This window comes from Acidobacteriota bacterium (genome assembly GCA_016716905.1).
Taxonomy (GTDB): Bacteria; Acidobacteriota; Vicinamibacteria; order Vicinamibacterales; family SCN-69-37; genus SYFT01.
In genome coordinates, this window is sequence record JADJUS010000022.1 from 327,542 (window position 1) to 349,220 (window position 21,679).

Annotated in this window: 20 protein-coding genes; 15 read left to right on the top strand and 5 right to left on the bottom strand. The window is 65.7% G+C overall.

Annotated features, from left to right (window positions below; genetic code table 11):
• Position 1 precedes the first annotated feature (1 nt).
• The gene (erpA, locus tag IPL75_17620) at positions 2 to 331 is read right to left on the bottom strand and encodes an iron-sulfur cluster insertion protein ErpA (GenBank protein MBK9242016.1); all 330 of its coding nucleotides are present in this window, start codon (positions 329 to 331) and stop codon (positions 2 to 4) included.
• A 31-nt stretch (positions 332 to 362) separates the two neighbouring features.
• On the bottom strand, positions 363 to 1,886 hold the full coding sequence (locus IPL75_17625) for a fumarate hydratase (GenBank protein ID MBK9242017.1): 1,524 nt from the start codon (positions 1,884 to 1,886) through the stop codon (positions 363 to 365).
• A gap of 44 nt (positions 1,887 to 1,930) precedes the next feature.
• Between IPL75_17625 and IPL75_17630 the strand changes: the two genes are divergently transcribed.
• The 3 genes from IPL75_17630 to IPL75_17640 are packed head-to-tail and all read left to right on the top strand — an operon-like array spanning position 1,931 to position 5,419.
• The gene (locus tag IPL75_17630; GenBank protein ID MBK9242018.1) at positions 1,931 to 2,599 is read left to right on the top strand and encodes a methyltransferase domain-containing protein; all 669 of its coding nucleotides are present in this window, start codon (positions 1,931 to 1,933) and stop codon (positions 2,597 to 2,599) included.
• Between the two features lie 7 nt (positions 2,600 to 2,606).
• Entirely contained in the window at positions 2,607 to 3,485 is an 879-nt protein-coding gene (locus IPL75_17635) for a polyprenyl synthetase family protein (protein MBK9242019.1), read from the top strand.
• Complete coding sequence (locus IPL75_17640) at positions 3,485 to 5,419, top strand: alkaline phosphatase family protein (protein ID MBK9242020.1); 1,935 nt, start codon at positions 3,485 to 3,487, stop codon at positions 5,417 to 5,419. Before IPL75_17635 ends, IPL75_17640 begins: the two co-directional genes overlap by 1 nt.
• Positions 5,420 to 5,462: 43 nt before the next feature.
• Here IPL75_17640 and IPL75_17645 read toward each other — a convergent pair whose 3' ends face one another.
• Positions 5,463 to 5,999: a biotin transporter BioY gene (locus tag IPL75_17645; protein MBK9242021.1), complete on the bottom strand. Its 537-nt coding sequence runs from the start codon at positions 5,997 to 5,999 to the stop codon at positions 5,463 to 5,465.
• 93 nt (positions 6,000 to 6,092) lie between these two features.
• Between IPL75_17645 and thiD the strand changes: the two genes are divergently transcribed.
• The 7 genes from thiD to IPL75_17680 all read left to right on the top strand — a co-directional run bounded on the left by thiD (position 6,093) and on the right by IPL75_17680 (position 11,427).
• The gene (gene thiD, locus IPL75_17650) at positions 6,093 to 6,878 is read left to right on the top strand and encodes a bifunctional hydroxymethylpyrimidine kinase/phosphomethylpyrimidine kinase (protein MBK9242022.1); all 786 of its coding nucleotides are present in this window, start codon (positions 6,093 to 6,095) and stop codon (positions 6,876 to 6,878) included.
• A gap of 4 nt (positions 6,879 to 6,882) precedes the next feature.
• Complete coding sequence (locus tag IPL75_17655; GenBank protein ID MBK9242023.1) at positions 6,883 to 8,271, top strand: aminopeptidase P family protein; 1,389 nt, start codon at positions 6,883 to 6,885, stop codon at positions 8,269 to 8,271.
• 90 nt (positions 8,272 to 8,361) lie between these two features.
• On the top strand, positions 8,362 to 8,844 hold the full coding sequence (locus IPL75_17660) for a molybdenum cofactor biosynthesis protein MoaE (protein MBK9242024.1): 483 nt from the start codon (positions 8,362 to 8,364) through the stop codon (positions 8,842 to 8,844).
• On the top strand, positions 8,835 to 9,080 hold the full coding sequence (locus tag IPL75_17665; GenBank protein MBK9242025.1) for a MoaD/ThiS family protein: 246 nt from the start codon (positions 8,835 to 8,837) through the stop codon (positions 9,078 to 9,080). Before IPL75_17660 ends, IPL75_17665 begins: the two co-directional genes overlap by 10 nt.
• A gap of 9 nt (positions 9,081 to 9,089) precedes the next feature.
• The gene (gene prfA / locus IPL75_17670) at positions 9,090 to 10,187 is read left to right on the top strand and encodes a peptide chain release factor 1 (protein MBK9242026.1); all 1,098 of its coding nucleotides are present in this window, start codon (positions 9,090 to 9,092) and stop codon (positions 10,185 to 10,187) included.
• A complete protein-coding gene (prmC, locus tag IPL75_17675) occupies positions 10,184 to 11,077 on the top strand; it encodes a peptide chain release factor N(5)-glutamine methyltransferase (GenBank protein ID MBK9242027.1) in 894 nt (297 codons plus the stop codon). Before prfA ends, prmC begins: the two co-directional genes overlap by 4 nt.
• Before the next feature lie 8 nt (positions 11,078 to 11,085).
• Positions 11,086 to 11,427: a histidine triad nucleotide-binding protein gene (locus IPL75_17680; protein ID MBK9242028.1), complete on the top strand. Its 342-nt coding sequence runs from the start codon at positions 11,086 to 11,088 to the stop codon at positions 11,425 to 11,427.
• A 71-nt stretch (positions 11,428 to 11,498) separates the two neighbouring features.
• On the opposite strand, the gene IPL75_17685 is transcribed toward IPL75_17680, so the two are convergent.
• Complete coding sequence (locus IPL75_17685) at positions 11,499 to 12,182, bottom strand: HAD family hydrolase (protein MBK9242029.1); 684 nt, start codon at positions 12,180 to 12,182, stop codon at positions 11,499 to 11,501.
• A gap of 35 nt (positions 12,183 to 12,217) precedes the next feature.
• Between IPL75_17685 and ileS the strand changes: the two genes are divergently transcribed.
• The 5 genes from ileS to IPL75_17710 are packed head-to-tail and all read left to right on the top strand — an operon-like array spanning position 12,218 to position 17,837.
• On the top strand, positions 12,218 to 14,992 hold the full coding sequence (gene ileS / locus IPL75_17690) for an isoleucine--tRNA ligase (GenBank protein MBK9242030.1): 2,775 nt from the start codon (positions 12,218 to 12,220) through the stop codon (positions 14,990 to 14,992).
• Positions 14,943 to 15,542 (top strand): signal peptidase II, encoded by a 600-nt coding sequence (lspA, locus tag IPL75_17695; GenBank protein MBK9242031.1) that lies wholly within the window; start codon positions 14,943 to 14,945, stop codon positions 15,540 to 15,542. Before ileS ends, lspA begins: the two co-directional genes overlap by 50 nt.
• Positions 15,523 to 16,311 carry a prolipoprotein diacylglyceryl transferase gene (gene lgt / locus IPL75_17700; GenBank protein MBK9242032.1) on the top strand — a complete coding sequence of 263 codons (789 nt, stop codon included), beginning with the start codon at positions 15,523 to 15,525 and terminating at the stop codon, positions 16,309 to 16,311. The genes lspA and lgt overlap by 20 nt, the downstream gene beginning before the upstream one ends.
• A 10-nt stretch (positions 16,312 to 16,321) precedes the next feature.
• On the top strand, positions 16,322 to 17,272 hold the full coding sequence (locus IPL75_17705) for an RluA family pseudouridine synthase (GenBank protein ID MBK9242033.1): 951 nt from the start codon (positions 16,322 to 16,324) through the stop codon (positions 17,270 to 17,272).
• Positions 17,273 to 17,288: 16 nt separating this feature from the next.
• Entirely contained in the window at positions 17,289 to 17,837 is a 549-nt protein-coding gene (locus tag IPL75_17710) for an NUDIX hydrolase (GenBank protein ID MBK9242034.1), read from the top strand.
• Here IPL75_17710 and IPL75_17715 read toward each other — a convergent pair.
• Positions 17,806 to 21,630 carry a lamin tail domain-containing protein gene (locus IPL75_17715; GenBank protein ID MBK9242035.1) on the bottom strand — a complete coding sequence of 1,275 codons (3,825 nt, stop codon included), beginning with the start codon at positions 21,628 to 21,630 and terminating at the stop codon, positions 17,806 to 17,808. The two genes, IPL75_17710 and IPL75_17715, sit on opposite strands and share 32 nt — an antisense overlap.
• Between the last annotated feature and the right edge of the window lie 49 nt (positions 21,631 to 21,679).

Here is a 21,679-nt window from a genome sequence, read left to right on the forward strand (position 1 = left end):
CTCAGGCGCTGAATGACGAACCGCAGCCGCAGGTGGACTTGGCGTTCGGATTCTTGATGGTGAATCCGCCACCCATGTTGTTGTCGACGAAGTCCACTTCGGCGCCGCTCAGGTACCGCAGGCTGATCGGATCAACGAGCAACTTCACACCGTTGACCTCGAACACCTGGTCCGCATCGGCGTTGCCATCGCCCTCATCGATCATCAGGCCGTACTGGAACCCTGAACACCCGCCGCCCTGCACAAACACCCGCAGCCCGGCCCCCAGCCGGCCTTCCTCGACGAGCAGTTCCGCGATCTTGGTGGCGGCCGTTTCCGTGACGTTGATCATCCCTTGATTATAGCGGCAAGGGGAGGGCGGTTCACTTCAGCAGTTTGAGCTGCCGCCCAGAGTCTTCCTCCACCACCTGGTGCAGGCTGTTGCCGTTTGCGTCCATGGTCACAATCGCCGGGAATTCGTGGGTCTGGAGGTGCCACATCGCCTCTGGCGTGCCCAGCTCCAACCACGACACATCGTCTACGCCGGTGATGCAGCGGGCGTAGAACTGCGCGGCGCCGCCAATCGCGTTGAGGTACACGGCGCCATGTTCCTTGAGCCCGGCCAGGGTTTTGGCGCCCATCCCGCCCTTGCCCATCACGGCGCGCACGCCGTAGCGGCCGATGATGTCGGCTTGATACGGCTCTTCGCGCATGCTCGTGGTTGGTCCGGCGGCGGTCACGGTCCAGGTGTCGCCGTCTTTCTTCACCACAGGCCCGCAGTGATAGAGCACGCCTCCGCGCAAGTCCGCCGGGGGGGCCTCTTTCATCAGACGCGAATGCACCGCATCGCGACCGGTGTAGACGCGACCCGACACCAGCACCACGTCGCCCACTTTCAGGCTGCGGATCGTCGCCTCATCAATCGGTGCCTTCAACACCACTTCGCGGCCCGTCCGTGGAAATCCACCGGCCGTTCCCGCAGGCAGCATCGGCGCACCGGCCACAGACGGATCGCGATAGAGCCATCGCGTGATGTCGCCGGTGGTCGCATCCACGTGGACGCCGAGACGGCGGAACGCCCAGCAGTCGTACGCCACTGACACGAAGAAACTCGCGGGCAGTCGATTGATTGCGCCGATCTTGCATCCAATGAGCGACACCGCTCCGCCAAAGCCCATCGTGCCCACGCCGATGCTGTTGACCGTGGCCATCACCTGCGCCTCAATGTCGGCCAGCCGCGCATCGGGATTCACGTCATCAAGCGTCCTGAAGAGTTGCTCTTTCGCATGCTGGTAGCCGGCGGTGCGATCGCCGCCCACGCACACGCCGACCGCGCCAGGGCTGCAGCCCTTGCCCTGGGCCTTCCAGATGGCGTGCAGGATGCACTTGCGCACGCCTTCAAGCGACCGGTCGGCGCGGCCCAGATGATCGAGTTCAACCGGGAGCGCGTATTGGGCGTTGACGTTTTCGCAACCGCCCCCCTTGAGGAGCAGCCTGACTTCGATATCGTCGCGTTCCCACTGGTCGAAGTGGATTACGGGAGTGCCCGGCCCGAGATTGTCGCCGCTGTTCTCACCCGTGATCGAGTCCACGGAGTTCGAGCGCAGCTTGCCGCGCCTGGTCGCCTCGGCGACCGCGTCACGAATCTGCGCGCGCACCCACATCTGATTGACGCCCACCGGGGTATGCACCTCGAAGGTGGCCCATCCGGTGTCCTGGCAGATGGGGCCCTCGCACGCGGCCGCCTGATCGATATTTTCGGCAATCACCGCCAGCGCCTGGGCGCCCCGTGTGCCTTCAGGCTCCTGGCCCATCGCGTGGCGCATGGCCTGACGTACATCGGGCGGCAGGTCCGTGGCTGTCCGCGTGATCAACTCCACCATGCTCTCAAAGAACTTCGACGCCATTCCCTGAGTATAAACCTGCCGCTGGAGCGGTATAGGATTGACGCATGCTGGCCGGGGTTCGCGGTGGAGTGACGATGGTTGTTGTGGCCGGCGCGTTGTGTGCGTGGGCCTCCGCCACGTCTGCCCAGCAGCAGCGAGCACCCCACGGCCGCCTCTTTCCACCGGAAAAACTGGGTGAGCTTGAGGGGCCCGATCGCGATGAGTGGCAGGAGCCCGATCGCATCATGGATGAACTCGGCATCGCTGATGGCGCCCGTGTCGCGGATGTGGGCGCCGGCGGCGGTTGGTTCACCGTGCGGCTGGCCCGCAGGGTCGGACCAAACGGGCGTGTCTTTGCCGAAGACATCCAGCGGCAGATGATCGACTCCATCAATCGGCGCGTGGAGCGCGAGGGGTTGCGCAACGTCGAGACGGTGCAGGGCACTGCGGTTGATCCAAGGTTGCCCGACAACCTTGATGCGGTGCTGATCGTTGATACGTATCCCCAGATTGAGACCCCCGTTTCGATGCTGAAGCACCTCGCGAAGTCCCTGGCGCCAAACGGGCGGCTCGGCATCGTGGATTTCCGGAAAGATGTGTACGGCCCAGGGCCTGACATGGAGGAACGGCTGGAGCCAGAGATCATCATTCGAGACGCCAAGTTGGCCGGCCTGCGCCTGCACGCACACCATACGTTCCTGCGCTACCAGTACCTGCTGGTGTTCACACGCTGACGTGCCGATGCACTCGCTGCCAGCATTCTTCACGGAATCACAGGACACCATCGCGCGAGCCCTTGATCTCATGGTGCCGGCGCCAGGGACGCAGGCGGCGTCTGCCTCCCAGGTCACCGACGCCATGCGCTACACGCTACTCGCGCCTTCCAAGCGCGTGCGCGCCGTGGTCGTGCTGCTGGCGGCGGACTTGTGCGGTCACCCTTCGCGCGCCCTCCCGGCGGCCTGCGCGATCGAAGCCATTCACGCGTCGTCTCTCATCCTCGATGATCTGCCGTGTATGGATGACGCGCCGCTACGGCGCGGCCGTCCGACGGTGCACACCGTGTACGGCGAAGCTGTCGCCGTGCTTGCGGCCTTCGGCCTGTTGAACGAGGCCTATCGGCACCTGGCTCGCAGTTATGACGCGCCGCTGGCGGCACGCCTGATCTCCTTGTGCGCCGATGCGGTTGGCCTGGATGGGCTCGTGGCAGGACAGGCCGAGGACGTCCTGGCTACGGACGCCACTCTGAACTTCGAGACCCTCGAACGCATTCACCGACGCAAGACCGGTGTGTTGTTCAGTGCGGCCGCCACCGCAGGCGCCCTGACCGCAGGAGGTTCAGCCGCCGATGTCGCGGCGTTGACCGCCTACGCCAAGAACCTCGGCCTCGCGTTTCAAGTGGTGGACGACCTGCTCGACGTGATCGGCACGCCGGAGGAAACCGGCAAGGCCGTGCGGCACGATGCGCGCAAAACCACGTTCGTTTCTTTCAGTGGCGTCGAGGGCGCGCGTGAACTGGCGCATGAGCTCTGCCGCACCGCCACCATGGCACTGGCGCCGTTTGGCCAGCGGGCCGCACGGCTCGGTGAACTCGCCGACTTCGTCGCCGCGCGGAGGTTGTAGTGGAAGGCGGCGAGAAACCACCAGCCCGCGTCGACGACCTCCGCGAGCAGTTGCGCGCGCTCGGGTATCTGGACGCACGCGTGGACCGGTTTGTGCTGGGCCGGGCCGCCACTCGCGGCCGCGGATGGTCGCTGGCGCTCGGGGCCAGCTTGCGCATCGGCGCATTGGCCGGCGTCCTTCTGGGGCCGGCGGCGGCCGTCGGGCTGTCTGCCCGTCTGCCGGGCCTGGTCACCAACGTCACCGACGCGGTGGTGCTGGCCGGGTATCTCGCGGTGCTGTTCGGCGCGGGCTCCGCGGTGCTCGCGTTCGCCGCGACCCTGGCCGGCGTGGCGCTCGCCCGCGGCGCCGCGTCAGACGCGAACTTTGCGCCACGCGCTCGCCGCGCAGCCACATTGGCCGGCCTGGCCGTGGCCGCCGCGTGCCTGGTGTATCTCACGCTGTGGTGGCGCACCACCTCCGCGCCGATGGGGCCGCTGGCCAGCGTGCCCGCGCAGGTCCTGGTGATGGCGATTGCCGTCGCGATCAGTGTGCTTGTCGGCCATGCCGTCACCGTGACGGTGCTCGCCACGCTCGTCCGCTTCGGCCTCGCGCGGTCTCTGGAACATGGATCGCCGCTGTCGTCGTGGCGCGTGCTCCTGCCGGTCGGCGTCGTCGCACTGGTCGGCGCGCTCGCCCTTCTCGCGGTGTCTGCGCAGACCGCGCCCGAGGCCGTAGCTCCCCCGCTGGCTGTGGTGCCCACAGGGGCGCGGGTGGTGGTGATCGCGATCGACGGCGTGGACATTCCCACTCTCACCCGCCTCACAGCCAGCGGGGCCCTTCCCACACTCGGGGCGCTGACTGCGCAGGCACGGGCCACCCTTCTCAACGACACCAACCGCGACCCGGCTCGTGTGTGGACGACGATCGCGACGGCGCAGACGCCTGAACGGCATGGCATCCACGCGTTGCAGGCGCGGCAGCTGGCGGGCGTGGATGGACGGCTGCGGCCGGAATCACCCGGGCTCTCCATGCTGACCGCGGCGACGGACTTGCTGCGACTCACAAGCCCGACGATCGCGTCAGGCGATGAGCGTGTGCTCCCGGCGTTCTGGGAAGTGGCGGCAACCGCCGGGCTGAGAACGGCTGTTGTGCACTGGTGGGCGACGTGGCCGGCCGGAGCCGGTCAGGGGATCGTGCTCTCGGATCGCGCCATTCTGCGCCTGGAACAAGGCGGCGCTCCCGCCGGCGAAATCGCGCCCGAGCCCCTCCACGCAACCCTCGTCGGCGGCATGGAGGCGCGGCGCGCGCGAGTGACGGCCGCGAGCGTGCACACCTGGCCAGACGGACAACCCGATCAGATCACAGGCGTGTTGAAGCGATCAGCCGAACTGGACGCCACGGTGCTCGACCTCGGCGCCGATGCCGCCCTTGGCCCCCTCGATTTGCTGACCGTGTATCTGCCGGGACTGGACATCGCGCAACACGCCCTCCTGCAGGGCGCGGACAACTCACCAATGGCCACGTCGGCAACCGCCGACCGTGTGCGCGGCCTCGAGGCCTACTACTCGTTTCTTGATGTTGCGCTCGCGCGCTGGCTCGCACGGATTCCAGACGCTGACCGGCAAGTGGTGCTCATCCTTCAGCCTGGACGAGTGCAACACGCTGCGGCAGGCCTGTTGGCGATCAGCGGATCGCTTGCATCACAAGCCGCGCTCACAGAACTCGCCCCAACCGCAGTGGCGCCAACGGTGCTGACCCTGCTCGGTGTGCCGAGCGCGTCCGATCTGGCGGGCACCGCCGCGAGGGAGCTCTTCACGCAGGACTTCACCGGCCGTTACCCGGCCCGCGTGGTCTCGACCTATGGCAAGCGCCGCGCACCCGCGCAGGTGCGCACGGGACAACCGCTCAATCAGGAAATGATCGAGCGGATGCGGAGTTTGGGGTACGTCAGATAGGTCCAGGGTCCAGAGTCCAGGGTCCTGGGGTCCTGGGGTCCCGCTAGACCTTGTCTGAGGACAAGAAGCGCCAGGCTTGCGGGAGCAACAGCGCGGCCATCACTGCCTTCACAACGTCCGCGAGGACAAACGGCAGCACGCCCTGCGTGAACGCCGCCTGGAATGATCCCGTGTACGCCATCATCCAGGTGAGGCCACCGGCGTAGATCACGACAAGCCCGGCCAGCATTGCGGTCACTGACGAGGGGAACGTGCGATCCCAGCCACGCTCGGCCAACCGGCCGACCACAAACGCCGCGAGCGGATACGCGAGCAGGTAGCCCCCGGTGGGACCAAGCAGCCGGGCGGCGCCCGGCGGGAGAATAACCGATGGTGCAAACACCTGAAGGCCCGCAAGACCGGCCGCCAGATACGCCACCTGGGAGGCGGCGCCCAGGCGCGAGCCCAGCGCGGCACCCACCAGCATGACCACCAGCGGCGTGAACGTGAACGGCACCGCCGTAAACGGCACGACCACCGTAAACTGGGCAGCAAGCGCGGTCAGCGCCACGGCAAAGACCACAGCGGCTGCGCGGGCCATCGGCACAAACGAAGCCGACGCGGAGGCGCCGAGCGACACATCGAGAAGGGACCCGCGGACAATGTTCACAGACATGCACCTGGATTCTAACGAATGCGCACCGCACTGACAATCGCCGGCAGCGACTCCGGCGGCGGCGCCGGCATCCAGGCCGACCTCAAGACGTTTGCCGCATTCGGCGTGTACGGCCTGTCGGCCATCACCGCGATCACGGCCCAGAACACGCGTGGGGTGACCGCTGTGCACGCACTGGATCCCGCGCTCGTCGTCGCCCAAATCGAGGCCGTGTGGTCGGACCTGGCTCCGGCCGCTACGAAAATCGGCATGCTGGCGAACACCGCAATCATCGAAGCGGTGACTGACGCGCTCACGCGACTCAGCCTGCCGCTCGTGGTGCTCGACCCGGTCATGGTGGCCAAAGGTGGCGACCACCTGCTCGAATCATCTGCCGTGGACGCCCTGCGCACCCGGCTGATACCCCTGGCCACCGTGCTCACCCCTAACGTTCCCGAGGCGGAAGTGTTGACGGGCCTGACCATCACCAGCATCGCGGACCAGCGTGAAGCCGCGGCGCGTCTCGTCGGCCTGGGTGCCCGCGTTGCCATAGTCAAGGGCGGGCACATGACGGGCCGCGCGGTGGACGTCTGGCACGACGGTTCGCGCGTGATCGAACTGGACGCCGAACGCATCGACACGCCGCATACCCACGGCACCGGGTGCACGTTTTCATCAGCCGTGGCCGCGTGCCTGGCGCTTGGCGCTGACCCTGAAGAAGCGGCGCGCCGCGCGAAGGCGTACGTGACCGGCGCCATCCGGAACGCGCCGGGCCTGGGCCACGGACACGGACCGCTCAATCACTTCTGGAATCTGGGACAATAGCCGCATGTTCACGCCCGACACCTATCGCGCCCGCCGCAACCGCCTGAAAAAAGACGTCGGCTCCGGTCTCCTGCTCTTCCTCGGCAACGAGGAAGTCGGGATGAACTACACCGCCAACATCTACCCCTTCCGCCAGGACAGCACGTTCCTCTACTTCTGGGCGGTCGACCAGCCCGGCCTGGCCGCTCTCATCGACATCGATCAGGACACCGAGACGCTGTTTGGCGACGACCAGACAGTGGCCGACGTTGTGTGGTCAGGACCGCTGCCGACGCTGGCGGATCGGTGCGCACCCGCCGGCATCGCCGCACACGCGTCGTCGAGCGCGCTTGCGGATCGCCTTTCGGAAGCCATTCGCCAGGGCCGCAAGGTGCACTTTCTTGCGCCGTATCGCGCCGAGCACACCGAAAAACTCTCCGCACTGCTAGGTTTGCACGGCACGATGGCGCGCGCCTATCGGTCGGAGGTTTTCCATAAGGCGATCGTCGCGCAGCGCAGCTACAAGACGGCCGAGGAAGTGGCGGACCTTGATGCGGCCGTCAACGTCTCAAAAGAGATGTACGCAGCCGCCATGCGTGCCGCGCGTCCCGGCAAGTATGAGTACGAGGTCGTCGCCGAGATTGCACGCGTCGCGCTCGCCCACGGCGGCCGGTTCTCGTTTCCGCCGATTTGTTCGGTGCACGGCGAAACGCTGCACAATCCGTTCTACCGCAACCAGATGCAGGCCGGCGACGTGATGATTCTCGATTCAGGCGCCGAGACCTCGCACTACAACGCCAGCGACATCACACGCACCATCCCTGTTGGCGGCACATTCACCGCGCAACAGAAACTCGTCTACGAAATGGTGCTGCGTGCGCAATTGGCTGCCATTGATGCTGTCAAGCCGGGCGTGCGTTATCTGGACGTGCACCTGCTGGCCGCCCGGTCGTTTGCCACAGACCTCAAGGCGGCAGGCCTCATGAAAGGTGACGTGGACGAGGCCGTCGCGGCCGGCGCACATGCGATGTTTTTCCCCCACGGGCTCGGTCACATGCTGGGCATGGACGTGCACGACATGGAGAACCTCGAAGAGCGCCTCGTCGGTTACCGGCCCGGCCTCGATCGCAGCACCCAGTTTGGCCTGGGCTATCTCCGGCTAGCCCGCGAAGTGGAGCCCGGATTTGTGCTCACCGTGGAGCCCGGCCTCTATTTCATTCCTGCGCTGATCGATCAGTGGAAGGCCGACGGCACACACACCGCGTTCATCAACTTCGCGGAAGTCGAGAAATTCCGCGACGCCCGGGGATACCGCATCGAAGACGATGTGCTCGTGACCGAGGGCGGCCATCGCGTGCTCGGTCAGCCCATACCGAAGACCGTGGCCGACGTCGAAGCCGCGTGCCGGGGCTGAAGCGGTGTCGACATCGGTGTAGCCGGGTCTTCAGACCCGGCTACACGCATGTCGAAGCCGCCCTGGAACGCTGACACGTATACTGGTTTGATGCTGGCGGTGACCCGCGCCCCGTTGTCTGTTGACGCCCTCACCGCGGAGGTGGAGGCGTCCGTCCGCACGCGTGGCGAAGGGTGCGGCGCCCTCGCGTCGTTCCTGGGCGTGGTGCGCGCCACCCATCAGGGCCGCGCGGTCAGGTATCTCGAGTACGAGGCCTTCGACGCGCTTGCCCTCAAAGTCTTCGCGCAGATTCAAGCTGAGGCCGCGGACCGTTGGCCTGGCGCCGCGCTCGGCATCGCGCATCGCGTGGGCCGCCTCTCCATCGGCGAGGCCAGCGTCGTCATCGTCGCGGCCACGGCCCACCGTGCAGAATCGTTTCAGGTATGCCGGTACGCCATCGAACGGATCAAACAGATCGCGCCGGTGTGGAAGCATGAATTTTTTGAGGACGGCGAGGCCTGGGTCGAAGGCGCAGTCGTGAATCCCGATGATGAGGCCGCGCGGGCGCGGGCGCTGGAGATCGCATGCGCGTAACCGTGCGCCTCTTCGCACGGCTGCGCGAGCTGGCCGGGGCAGAAAGCCTGATGGTGGAGGTGCCCACTCCGGCAACGGCCGCGACGGTGTGGCGTGCCTTGTGTGTCACGGCGCCGGCGCTGGCCCCGTTCGAGCGCGCGGTGTCGTGCGCGATCAATACCAACTTTTCGCGAATGTCCCAGCCGGTGGCCGACGGTGACGATGTCGCATTTCTTCCGCCGGTGTCCGGCGGGTGATGGAAACGTATGACTCCGCAAGTCAGTGAAAAACTCAAGTCGATGGAGGCGCGGTACGAAGAGCTGATGCGCATGGTCAGCGATCCGGCCATCCAGGCGGACCAGACCACGTACCGCACGCATACCAAGGCGCTGGTGGAACTTCAGCCCGTGGTTGAGGGCTACCAGCTCTGGCGCTCGCTCGATCGTCAGCTGGCGGAAAACCGCGAACTGGCCGACAGTGACGATGCGGAGATGGTGGCGTTGGCCAAGGAAGAAATTCCCGGGCTCGAGGCGCGCATCGAGGCGCTCGAGGGCAAACTCAAGCTGCTGTTGGTGCCGAGGGACCCCAATGACGACCGCAACGTTGTGCTCGAGTTGCGAGCCGGCACGGGCGGCGACGAGGCCGCGCTGTTTGCCGGCGATCTGTATCGCATGTATTCGCGTTACGCCGAACGACAGGGCTGGAAGATCGATGTCCACTCGATGAGTGAAAACGGCATCGGCGGCCTGAAGGAAGTGGTGGCATCGGTGGAAGGACGCGGCGTCTACGGCATGCTCAAACATGAGAGCGGCGTCCACCGGGTGCAGCGCGTGCCCACGACCGAAGCCAGCGGGCGCATTCATACGTCAACAGCCACAGTCGCCGTGTTGCCTGAAGCCGAGGAAGTGGACGTCCAGATCGAAGCGAAAGACCTCCGCATCGACACGTTCTGTTCCAGCGGCCCCGGCGGCCAGAGCGTCAACACCACGTACTCCGCGGTGCGCATCACGCACCTGCCCACCGGCGTGGTGGTTTCGCAGCAGGATGAGAAGTCGCAGATCAAGAACCGGCAGAAGGCCATGAAGGTGCTTCGCTCCCGGCTGTACGAGATGGAGTTGCGCAAGCAACAGGATGCCATCGCCAAGGAACGTCGCGGCCAGGTCGGCACGGGCGAACGGTCGGAGAAAATCCGCACCTACAACTTCAAGGAAAACCGCATCACCGACCACCGCATCAACTTCACGATGCATCAGTTGCAGTACGCGCTTGACGGCGATCTCAACGAATTGATCGAGCAGATGAACGCGCACGTGCAGGCGGAGAAACTCAAGCAGGCCACCGAGGAACCGGGATCGATGCAATGACCCTGGTCGCATCGGTCGTGGACGCGGCGGTGGCGCGCCTGTGCGCAGCCGGCTTCTCGCGCGACGACGCGAGGCGCGATGTTGGGGTGCTCGCACGATCGATTCTGCAGTGGAGCCTGGCGGATTGGCTGGCGCAGTCGTCCACTGAAGCACCGGCGGATTTCGCGCCCACACTCGACGCCCTGATCGCGCGCCGGGCGCGCCATGAGCCCGTGGCGTACCTGCTTGGGGAAAAGGAATTTTACGGGCGCCCTTACCGGGTTACCCGCCACACCCTGATTCCGCGACCTGAGACCGAGGGGCTGGTGGATGCCACCCTCGCGTGGTTGCGCGAGCGTGCGGAAGGCGCCCTGCGACCTCCGCGCATTATTGACGTTGGCACCGGCAGCGGCTGCATCGCCATCACACTGGCGCTTGAGGGCGCGTCGTTAGGCGCGAAAATCAGCGCGACTGATATTTCACCTGACGCGCTGGCCACCGCGCGCGAGAATGCGCACAGGCTCGGCGCCGCCACCGTGCACTTTCATCAGGGCGACCTGCTGGCCGACGTCGCACTTCCCGTTGACGCGATCGTCTCCAACCCGCCCTACGTGCCGTCGCACGGCAGACAATCGATGCAGCCGGACGTGGCCGACTACGAACCCTCGACTGCCCTTTTCGCAGGAGACGATGGGCTCGACGTGATCCGGCAGTTGATTCCCGAGGCACGCCGCGGGCTGGCTCCTGGTGGAGTCTTGATCATGGAGGTGGGCATCGGTCAGGCGGACGCCATCACCGCGCTGCTGGAGGCCGCGGGCTTTGCCGGCGTTGAACGTCACGCCGACCTGCAGGGAATCGCCCGAGTCATCGTGGCGCACGTGCCAGGGCCGCCTGGGGGCCCGGGCCTATAATTTCCACCATGTCCTGTTTGTTCTGCCGAATCATCGCCGGCGAGATCCCCGCATCGCGCGTGTACGAAGACGAGACCCTGATCGCCTTCGACGACATCCATCCGCAGGCGCCGATGCACGTGCTTATCGTGCCCCGTCTGCACGTGCCGACGCTCAACGCGCTCGACCCGTCACACGATGCGCTCGTCGGGTCCATGATCCGCCGGGCCGCCGCCATCGCCAAAGACCGTGGGTTCGATGAAGGCGGTTACCGTACGGTGTTCAACTGCAACGCCCAGGCTGGCCAAACGGTGTTCCACATACATCTTCATGTGTTGGGCGGGCGGACGCTCGCGTGGCCTCCTGGATAATGAGCCAATTGGCCAATGGGGCAGTGAGGCAATGGGACCCTGGACCCTGGACTCTGGACCCTGGACGGCGCTCAGAGCACGTTCGATAGTTCTGCGAGGGAGCGAATCACCGTGATGGTCGGGTCGTCGAGCGTGACCCGCTGCCCGCGGTCGAGCAGGACCGCGCGCATGCCGGCCTGGCGCGCGCCGTGGACGTCGTGGGCCAGGCTGTCGCCCACCATCACCGCGCGCGACGCTGAAACCTCCATCCGCTCCAGCGCTTCCTGAAAAATGCGGGGGTCGGGTTTCATGTAGCCGAATTCCGCCGATGACACGGTGACTGACATCAGCCCTTCGATGGCGAAATGGGCCTGGAACGATGTCAGGCAGCGATGGGAATTTGAAATCAGTCCCAGCTTCACGCCGCGGCCATGCAAGGCCGTCAGCGCCGCCGGCACGTCGTCGTACATCTCGAAGTGGTGGTGCTGGGCCCAGTCGTCGTAGATCTCGCGGGCGGCGGTCTCCACCCCGGGGCCACTGCCGCCCATCAGCTCGATGATTCGGGCGGTGTACCGCGTGAAGAGCAGGTCATGGTAGAGCTGGTCGGCTGAGTCCAGCATGGCGGCGGCGCCCGCCACGGCGGTCTCAAACGTCGCGGGATCCACCTCGACACCGTAGCGCACGCACGTGCCTGCATACCCTGCGCCGAGGAACCTGGGACCGGGCCGGATCAGCGTAAAGTCAACGTCGAAAAAGACGGCATCGGTCTCGGCCACTGAACTGATTATAGAATAAGGGTTTACACCACCCAATGCGCGACTGGAAAGACACGCTCAACCTCCCCCGGACCGACTTCCCGATGAAGGCGAACCTGCCGACCGCCGAGCCGGCCACGCTGGCACGTTGGGCCGGGATGAATCTGTACGAGGCCATCCGTAGCCGCCGCGCGGGCGCGCCGAAATTTGTGCTGCACGACGGCCCGCCGTACGCCAATGGCCAGATTCACATCGGCCACGCGCTCAACAAGATCCTGAAAGACTTCATTGTGAAGTCGCAGACGATGGCCGGGCGGGACGCGCCGTATGTGCCCGGGTGGGACTGCCACGGCCTGCCGATCGAACTCAATGTCGAGAAGGAGCGGGGTCCCGCGTCGAAGAGCGGTTCTGTCGGCGATTTCCGGCGTGCGTGTCGCGAATACGCGGCGACGTTTGTCGCGTCGCAGCGCGCGGACTTCGAGCGATTGGGTATTTTCGGTGACTGGGATTCGCCGTATCTCACGATGAACTTTGGTTACCAGGCCGCGATTGTGCGGGCGCTGGGGAAGTTCGTCGCGCGAGGCCTCGTCTACAAGGGCAAGAAACCCGTGCATTGGTGCCTTCGCGACCGTACGGCGCTTGCCGAAGCAGAAGTCGAGTACGAGACGCACCGCTCGCCGTCTATCTACGTGGAGTTTCCGCTGTCGAGCGCGGATACGACACTGGCGTCGCGTGTACCGGCGCTTGCGGGCCGATCCGTCTCGGTGCTGATCTGGACCACCACGCCGTGGACGATTCCGGCGAACCTGGCGGTGGCGTTCCACCCTTCGCTTGAGTACGGGGCCTTTGAGTACGAGGGGCGGGCGGTCATCGTGGCGCGCGGTCTGGCAGAGCGCGTCAGTGCGGCCACCGGCCGGCAGTTGGGCGCGCCCCTCGCGACATTCCCGGGCACGGCGCTTGAGGGTGTGGCCTTTCGACATCCCCTGTACGACCGCGATTCTCAGGGCGTCCTTGGTGATTACGTCACGCTCGAACAGGGCACGGGTGCGGTTCACACGGCCCCGGGCCACGGCGTGGACGACTTCAACACGGGCGCGCGCTACGGCCTGCCGATCACCACACCAGTCGGCACTCACGGCCGGTTCGAAGAAGGCACGCCGGTTGTTGGTGGGCTGAAGGTCTTTGAAGCGAATCCCGTGGTGGAAGCTGCGCTGCAGGAGCGCGGACGCCTCTGGTTCAGGACCGACTTCGAACATTCGTATCCCCACTGCTGGCGTTGCCACCAGCCGGTGATCTTCCTGGCCACGCCGCAGTGGTTCATCCGGATGGACGACCTGCGCGCGGACGCCACCGCGGCATCGGACCATACGAAGTGGATTCCGTCGTGGGGCCGCGAGCGGATGACCGGAATGTTTGCGTCGCGCCCCGACTGGTGCATCTCGCGGCAGCGCGCGTGGGGCGTCCCGATCCCGGCCGTGACCTGTGTGGGCTGCGGCCGGTCGCACCTGACGCCCGCGCTCGTGGAACGCGCGGCCACCGTGTTTGCGCGTGACAACGCCGACGCGTGGTACGACCAGCCCATCGAGGCGTTCCTGCCTGATGGATTTGCATGTGACGCGTGCGGCGGCCAGACGTTTGAGCGCGAGCACGACATCCTGGATGTCTGGTTCGACTCGGGCTCCAGTCACGAGGCCGTGCTGGCGCAGCGATCTGACCTGACCTGGCCGGCCGACATGTACCTGGAAGGCACCGACCAATACCGCGGCTGGTTCCAGTCGTCGTTGCTCGTCGGTGTCGGCACGCGCGGCCGCGCCCCTTACGAATCCGTGCTGACGCATGGTTTTGTCGTGGACGACCACGGCCGCAAGATGTCGAAGTCTCTCGGCAACGTCATCGCACCGCAGCAGATCATGAAGGACACGGGCGCCGATGTCCTGCGCCTGTGGGTGGCGCTGGTCAACGTGCGCGATGAAATCCGCCTGGGCAAGGAAGTGCTGGCCCGCACGGTTGAGGCCTACCGCAAGATCCGCAACACGTTCCGGTATCTGCTGTCGAACCTGTACGACTTCGATCCGGCCACCGACCGCGTGGACCTCGACCAGCTGGATGAAGTGGACCGGCACATCCTCTCGCGGTACGCGCAGCTTGAGACACTCGCCCGTGCGGCGTACGACGAGTACGACTTCCAGGCGTTGTCCCATGCCGTGACGGAGTTCGTCACGGTGGATCTGAGCGCGCTGTACCTGGATGTCTCGAAGGATCGGCTCTACACGTTCCGCGCCAATTCACGGGAACGCCGGTCCGCCCAGACCGCGGTGTACGCAATTGCCGATGGCCTCACTCGCCTGCTGGCGCCCCTGATGCCGATGACGGCCGATGAGATCTGGGCGCGGCTGCCGGGCTCGCGCGAAGCATCGGTGCATCTGGCCGACTTCCCCAGCAGCCCACCAACGTGGATCAACGACGCGCTGGACCTGCGGTGGGAAACCCTCGCCAAGGTTCGGCGGGACGTGAACGAGAAGCTGGAACTCGCGCGAGGCCAGAAAGTCATCGGCGCGCCGCTGACGGCGCACGTCACGCTGACCGTGGGGGACGCGGATTTGTACCAAACGCTCAAGGCCGAAGAAGCGGGCCTGCCGATGTTGTTCATCGTGTCGGCCGTGACATTGAAGCGTGCGCCTGCCGATCAGGCCACTGCCGTCGAGGTCAAGGTGGCGCACGCCGCTGGAGACAAGTGCCCGCGGTGCTGGCGTTTTGTGCCTGCGTTGATCCCCGTCGGTGATGGCGACGCGTTGTGCCCCAGGTGTGAGGAGGCCGTGCGTGTTGCCTGAAGCCGCTGACGCCCAGCCGGGCAGCCCGACACCGGTGCCGTTCGTTGTCACACCAGCGGCCGGGCGCGTCCGCCACTTCTGGTGGTTGACCATTGGCCTCATCGTGGCCGATCAGGTCACCAAAGCCCTCGTCAACAGCGCGCTGGGGCTTTATGACAGCACGACCGTGATCCCGGGCTTTCTCGACCTGGTGCATGTGCGAAACGAAGGCGTGGCCTTCGGCCTGCTCAACAGCACCAACCTGCCCTACAAGGCGGCGATTACGACCGCGCTCGCCCTTGCGGCGCTGGGCGGCATCGCCCTGTACGCGCGACAGTTGCAGCCGCGTGAATGGGTGGCGCGCCTGGGCCTGGCGTGTATCCTTGGCGGCGCGGTGGGCAACCTCATCGACCGGGTGCGTCAGGGCTACGTGCTCGACTTCGTGGACGTGTACTGGAACACGTGGCATTTCTGGGCCTTCAACGTGGCCGATGCGTCGATCACAATTGGCGCGATTCTCGTGTTTGTTGATCTGCTACTGGTGAAACATCATGCATCCGATCCTGTTTAGTGTTGGCGACTGGCCCGTCTACTCCTACGGCGTGCTGCTGGCTGCGGCGTACCTCGTCGGACTGCAGCTGGGTGTGGTGCGTGCGCGACGCGCGGGCGTGGACCCGGCCAAGGTCATGGACCTGGGCATCTACCTCATCATCGCCGCGCTCGTGGGCGCCAAGCTCATGCTCATCGCCGTGGACTGGGAGTACTTCCGGTCGCAGCCACGCGAACTGCTGTCACTCGTCCGCGCCGGCGGCGTGTTCTACGGCGGGCTGATCCTCTCCGTCACTGTGGGCTTGTTGTTGATCCGACGATACAAGTTGCCCGTGTGGACCACCGCCGATCTCATGGCGCCAGGCATTGCGCTGGGGCACGTGATCGGGCGCTTCGGTTGCCTCCTGGCCGGCTGCTGCTACGGCCGCCCCACCGACGTCCCCTGGGCCATCACCTTCACGAATCCACTCGCCGCCACCAACGTCGGTACACCGCTGCAGATCCCGCTCCATCCCACGCAGTTGTACGATGCCGGCGCCGAACTCCTCATTCTGGGAATCTTGCTGCTGACTGAGCGGAAGGGAAAACCGTTCGCGGGCCGCACCTTCTGGGCCTACCTGATGCTCTACGGCATTTCGCGGTTCGTCATCGAGTTCTACCGCGGTGACGCAGGCCGCGGCACCGTGATGGCCGGGCTCTCCACGTCGCAGTTCGTGTCTCTGCTGCTGGTGCCGCTCAGCCTTGGCATGCTCGCCTGGCTGCGGCGTCGTGGACAGGCCGCAAAGGCCTGATCGCCACACCATGGCCGCACGCACCCGACTGGAGGTCGGCGCGGCCGACGCCGGCGCGCGGCTCGATCAATTTCTGGCCGCCCACCTCGAGGGCGTATCGCGCTCGCAGATTCAGCGGCTGATTCGCGACGGACACGTCTCGGTATCGGCCGGAGACGCCAAGGCCAGCCTCGCCGTGACGGCAGACCTCGTGGTCGAAGTGGAAGTGCCACCGCCCATGCCGGCCACACCTGGCGCGGAAGATCTGCCGCTCACCATCCTCCACAACGACGCCGACATCGTCGTCATCGACAAACCTGCCGGGATGGTGGTGCATCCGGCCGCCGGACATGCCACCGGCACGCTCGTGAATGCGCTGCTGCACCACGTGACCGGACTGTCGGGCATCGGCGGCACGGAGCGGCCCGGCATCGTGCATCGGCTTGATCGCGGCACGTCTGGCGTGATGGTGGTGGCGAAACACGACCGGGCCCATCGCGCATTGTCGGCGCAGTTTCACGATCGACTGGTGCGCAAGGAATACCTCGCGCTGGTGTGGCATGCGCCGCCAGTGGGGCTGCATATCGACGACCCGCTGGGGCGTGACCCCAACCATCGGCAGCGGATGTCAGGCCGGGCCAAACGGGGCCGCTCCGCCCTGACAGATGTGATCGCCGTGGAAGCGCTCCGGGGTGTCTCGCTCGTGCGCGTGTCGATCGGCACCGGGCGCACGCACCAGATTCGCGTGCACTTGAGTGAACATGGTTTTCCGCTGGTGGGCGACGCCCTTTATGGCGGCGTCCACAAGCGCCTGCCAACGCACCTCGCGGCGGTGGCGCGACTGACCCGGCCATTCCTGCACGCCGCGCGCCTGTCGTTTTCGCACCCGTCAGACGGACGCATGATGACGTTTGAGGCGCCATTGCCGCCCGACCTTCATAGTGTGATTACCGCCCTGCGCCACACCGCGGCCAGGGCGTGACGGAAGGGTACTGACAGTGGCAGCCGACAACCCTGTTGACGTGATGTTTCAAGGGCGTGTGATTCGCGTGGAGCGCGAGCAGGTCACGCTCGACAACGGCCGCACGGTAGCGATCGAGGCCGTGCGCCATCGGGGCTCTGTGGTGATCATTGCCCGGCCCGCGCCAGGCCACGTCGTGCTGATTCGCCAATACCGCCCGGTGATTGGGCAGTGGATCTGGGAACTGCCGGCCGGCAGCCTCGACGAGGGCGAATCACCCGACACGGCAGTGGTGCGTGAGTGCGAAGAAGAGATCGGCCTCACACCGGGGCGGGTCACCCTGCTCGCATCGTGGTACCCCACGCCGGGCTTCTGCGACGAGATCATGCACTTCTACCTGTGCGACGACCTGTCCGTCCCCGCCGGGCCGATTGCCCGGGATGAGGACGAACAGATTGAACCGGCGACGGTCAGCCTCGCCGACCTCCGGGCGATGATCGCCGACGGCCGCGTGAAAGACATGAAGACCGTCGTCGGCCTGTCGCTCGCAGACGCTAACGGCCTGGCCGATTCTTCGGCACGCTGACCGTCACCGACGTTTGCGTCGTCTGGCCCGCAACGTCCGTGGCAGTGATGGTCACGGTGTAGACGCGGCCTGCCCCGCCGCTCGCGCGCTCCGCACGCAGGAACACGATGTGGTTGGTCAAGACCAACCAGTCGGGCGACGTGTTCCCGTCCCCAGGGCCATTCACCGGCTCGTTACTGGTCACCGACAGGCTGGTGGTCACGGGACCGCACCCGTCAGTGGCCGTGTGACCCATCCACACGGGGATCAACCAGTGATTCGCGGGCCACAACACGGTTGAGCTGGCCCACACGCCGGAGATCGTCGGTGGGGCATTTACCACGGTCACGGTGGCTGTCGCCGAGTTGTTGTCAGGGATCAGGTCGCTCGTGTCGGAGGTGACCGATGCCGAGGTGTCAAGCGGAGTGCCGTTCGCCACCGCACAGCCGATCGTCGCGGTGAACGCAAACGACTCGGACGCACCCGCTGCAAGGGAGGCGAACGTCGTGACCGTGGCGTTGGCGGACACCGCGACGTTCTGCGCCAGGAACCCACCGTTGTTGGTCACAGTGACGGTGTACGTCACCACGTCCCCCGCAGACGGCGTCGGGACATCTGCCGAGATGGTCACCTCGAGGTCCGCAGTCGGCGGCGGGAATCTGAAGTACGCCACCGGCATGTCGTGGTCGGACGCCCCCTCGGGCCGCGTGGCATCGTCGGTGAACACAGGACCGCCCGGGAAGTCTGAGTTGCCCCGCGCAATGGCGTATCGCTGCAGATAGGAGGCGGCCACGGTATTGACCAGCACGTGATCGAGCGCCTGCGGCGTTCCCTCGAAGATGAAGCTGTACCGATCGGTCAGGGGCAGACTGTCGGTCAGGTTCAGGAAATCCGGCGTGACGAAATCCGGGCTGAGGTCGACCACGATCTGGTCGTCTGGTGTTGGCAGACCTTTGATGACGGCAATGGGATCCGTGTAGCCATCGTTGAACTCGTACGCGTTGTAGTCGCCCACCGAGATGACGGCCGTGCCTGGGTTTCCCACCTGGAGGCTCTGCAGCAACTGGGCGACCGATTCGGCCTGTGCCGTGCGTTTGGCGCGAACGCGGTCTCCCTCGGTTCCGATCAGGTCCACGTCGATAAACGATCGGAGGTGGTTGACGACCACGATCACCGGCCGTGGGTTCACGCTCAGGGGATCGACCGTGGCACGCAACACGAGTGGCGGACGGTCGTGCAACAGCGAGGACCCGCCGCCTGGCGGCGTGAACGTACCGGCCGGCTCCGCCGTGACCGAGTCAATCTGCACGCGAGACGTCTTGACCAGGAAACCGACGTTCTGTGACGAAGGCGTGACGCCATCGGCGAGCATGGCCACCACGAGCCGGGCCTGGTAACCAGGGTTCGGTTCGCCGGCTGCCACGGCGTCGGCGTTGACCTGATCCGCCAGTGCCTGTAGCGTCGGCTCGTCGAGAATCTCGATGTGGCCGATGACATCGGGCGACTGCATCAACTGGCGGATAGCGAGTGCCGCCTTCCGCCGCCGGGTCTCGTTGCCCGCGAAGTTTTCGATGTTGAAACCGGCCACTGTGAACTCGCCGGCCACAGGAACGGGCACCGACACGCCGGCCATGTTCGGTCCGGCCACAATCGGGGCCTCGGGCAACAGCTTGTAGGCTCCGAACGAATAGTCGAGTGGACCGACCACGCCGCCGATCGTCACGTTGGAGGTCACCAAGACCACGACCGAACCCACCAGACCATCGGTGTCGATGAAGATCCGCTCAGGGTTCCCGTCGAAGCGCGGGATACAGCAATCGACCAGACCCGTAGTCGGATCGGCTGGGACCGGGTCGGCGATAGGAATGCCCGGCTCACGCATCGGCCTCGTGACACCAGGCAGTACGGTGGCGATTTCGCCAAAGTCATCGGTCGGCGCGACCGAGACAAGTTCGGCCGCCTGCATCCGCATCCCTTCGAACGACTCGAGCTGGTCCGGTGCCCCATTCGGGTCGAGCATCGCGGTGGTCAGCGTCACTGGGGCAGGAAGGGGGTTTCCACTGGACTGCACCACCACATCGCCCGGCAGCGAACTCTCCAGCTGCGTGAGGCTGAAGAACTCGCCAGCTGTGCCCTGGACGATGACCGCATCTCCGGCTGCGACAGCGGGAACCGCGCCCGTGAACACAAACAGCGCCTGCGAGGTCGCCGCGTTGGCATCACCGTTGTCAGGTGTCTGCACAAAAAAGCCGTTCGACTTCCGGGCGGTCACGATACCGGTGGTGGTGACGTCAAGGCCCAGGTACGGTGTGACGGTGGAAGCGCCCTGAATGTCGTGGATCGCGGCGGGAGCGAAGGTGCAGCTTCTGGTTGGTGATGCGCTGTTGCGAGGGTTGGGGGCACCGCTCGCGAAGTCGACGTTGTTGTTGTTCGAGTCAAAGCACCCGCCGCGCTTGCGCAGGGACGCCAGCGTATTGCTGAGCGCAGAGGCCGGTCCCGCGCCTTCGTCGCACGTGGCCGTGGACCCGTAGCCGACCAGGTCCGCGGTACCGGTCAAAGGACATGATCCGGCAATCGGCGTGATGTTGGTCTGCAGCGCGACTTTGCCGGAGCCCGCCGCCATGGCAATGGTACCGGTCGCGTCCTGCGTGGGCAGCGGCGTTGATGGCGTTGTGCCGGCCGCCTGCTGAATCAGATAGTAGCCGCCCGGCGCAATGGTCCCGCTGAGCGGCGTCACCGCCCAGGTGCCGCTGCCCGTCGCCGACGCGTACTGCACCGACCATCCGGTCACGTTGATCGGCGCGGCGCTGCGATTGAACAATTCGACGAAGTCGTTGCTATATGGCGCACCGGAGTTGCCGCCTCCGCCATAGACCTGGCTGATGACGACATCCGAGGTCACGGGAGGCGGCGGCTCGTCGTTCGTGATGGTCCCCACGCCCTGGCCATCCGATACCGTCGCGCCAACCACATTGCTGAGCGCCACCGAGAACTGCTCGTTGGCCTCGAACGTGAGATCCCCGTTTACGACCACGGTGAACGTATAGGTGGTCTCGGCTGGAGGGATCGAGACCGCGAACTCCGAACGCGCCTGATAGTCGGCATCAAGAATCGTCGCGGTTCCGTCTGCGGTGGCGATATCAAACGTGACGCCGGAATGTACGCCCGTGACAGTGACCGTGAACGTCGCATCGACCGTACCGCCGCTGCCTTCAGTGACACTGACGTTATCGATGGCGATAGTTGGCCCCGTGATCCCGACAAACGACTGGCCGGTGTTCACGCCCCCTGGCGTGGCCGCCGCAGCCGCGCTCCAGGTGAAATCGCTGTACGTCGCGCCCGTCCCCACGAGCTGCATCGACTGGCCCACCGCACCGCTACCATTCTGCAAGACGCCAATGTCCGTGCTCGTCAGCCCATTCGCCGGACCGTTCGTGGCGGCGAAGGCGCCTTCGTAGCTGAGAAACTGAATGACCGTCGTGCCCTGCACGAGGGCCACGCCGTCGGGGGCGCCGTTCTGGATCCCGACGGTCGGGAACGAAATGGCGCCGAAGCCATTCTGCTGATCGGCGATCACGCCCGACAGCGGCACCGTGCCATAGCTGGCACCGCCAGACCCGTTGTACAGCACGATCGAGTAGCCCGTCAGATCAGTGCCGGCGGGTCCCGCTATCTCGACTAACTCGCCGGTGTCGGTGCCGGTGTTGTCGTAGTGAATCTCATTGATGAAGACGGTGGGGGCACCTTGAATACTGGAACTGACGGCGAACGCACACAGGACAGTCGCCAGCAGACACTTGAGGAGTCGGGTCATAGGGTGGAGTGTACGCGCAGGGTATGTCACTGGAGTCAGGTGTACGTAA

Coding starts and splice junctions, on each gene's coding strand:
- IPL75_17715 (MBK9242035.1), bottom strand. CDS start 21,630: ATGACCCGACTCCTCAAGTGTCTGCTGGCGACTGTCCTGTGTGCGTTC.
- IPL75_17645 (MBK9242021.1), bottom strand. CDS start 5,999: ATGGCCCGCGCAGCCGCTGTGGTCTTTGCCGTGGCGCTGACCGCGCTT.
- IPL75_17680 (MBK9242028.1), top strand. CDS start 11,086: ATGTCCTGTTTGTTCTGCCGAATCATCGCCGGCGAGATCCCCGCATCG.
- thiD (MBK9242022.1), top strand. CDS start 6,093: ATGCGCACCGCACTGACAATCGCCGGCAGCGACTCCGGCGGCGGCGCC.
- ileS (MBK9242030.1), top strand. CDS start 12,218: ATGCGCGACTGGAAAGACACGCTCAACCTCCCCCGGACCGACTTCCCG.
- lspA (MBK9242031.1), top strand. CDS start 14,943: ATGGCGACGCGTTGTGCCCCAGGTGTGAGGAGGCCGTGCGTGTTGCCT.
- IPL75_17625 (MBK9242017.1), bottom strand. CDS start 1,886: ATGGCGTCGAAGTTCTTTGAGAGCATGGTGGAGTTGATCACGCGGACA.
- IPL75_17665 (MBK9242025.1), top strand. CDS start 8,835: ATGCGCGTAACCGTGCGCCTCTTCGCACGGCTGCGCGAGCTGGCCGGG.
- IPL75_17705 (MBK9242033.1), top strand. CDS start 16,322: ATGGCCGCACGCACCCGACTGGAGGTCGGCGCGGCCGACGCCGGCGCG.
- IPL75_17660 (MBK9242024.1), top strand. CDS start 8,362: ATGCTGGCGGTGACCCGCGCCCCGTTGTCTGTTGACGCCCTCACCGCG.
- prfA (MBK9242026.1), top strand. CDS start 9,090: ATGACTCCGCAAGTCAGTGAAAAACTCAAGTCGATGGAGGCGCGGTAC.
- prmC (MBK9242027.1), top strand. CDS start 10,184: ATGACCCTGGTCGCATCGGTCGTGGACGCGGCGGTGGCGCGCCTGTGC.
- IPL75_17655 (MBK9242023.1), top strand. CDS start 6,883: ATGTTCACGCCCGACACCTATCGCGCCCGCCGCAACCGCCTGAAAAAA.
- IPL75_17635 (MBK9242019.1), top strand. CDS start 2,607: ATGCACTCGCTGCCAGCATTCTTCACGGAATCACAGGACACCATCGCG.
- erpA (MBK9242016.1), bottom strand. CDS start 331: ATGATCAACGTCACGGAAACGGCCGCCACCAAGATCGCGGAACTGCTC.
- IPL75_17630 (MBK9242018.1), top strand. CDS start 1,931: ATGCTGGCCGGGGTTCGCGGTGGAGTGACGATGGTTGTTGTGGCCGGC.
- lgt (MBK9242032.1), top strand. CDS start 15,523: ATGCATCCGATCCTGTTTAGTGTTGGCGACTGGCCCGTCTACTCCTAC.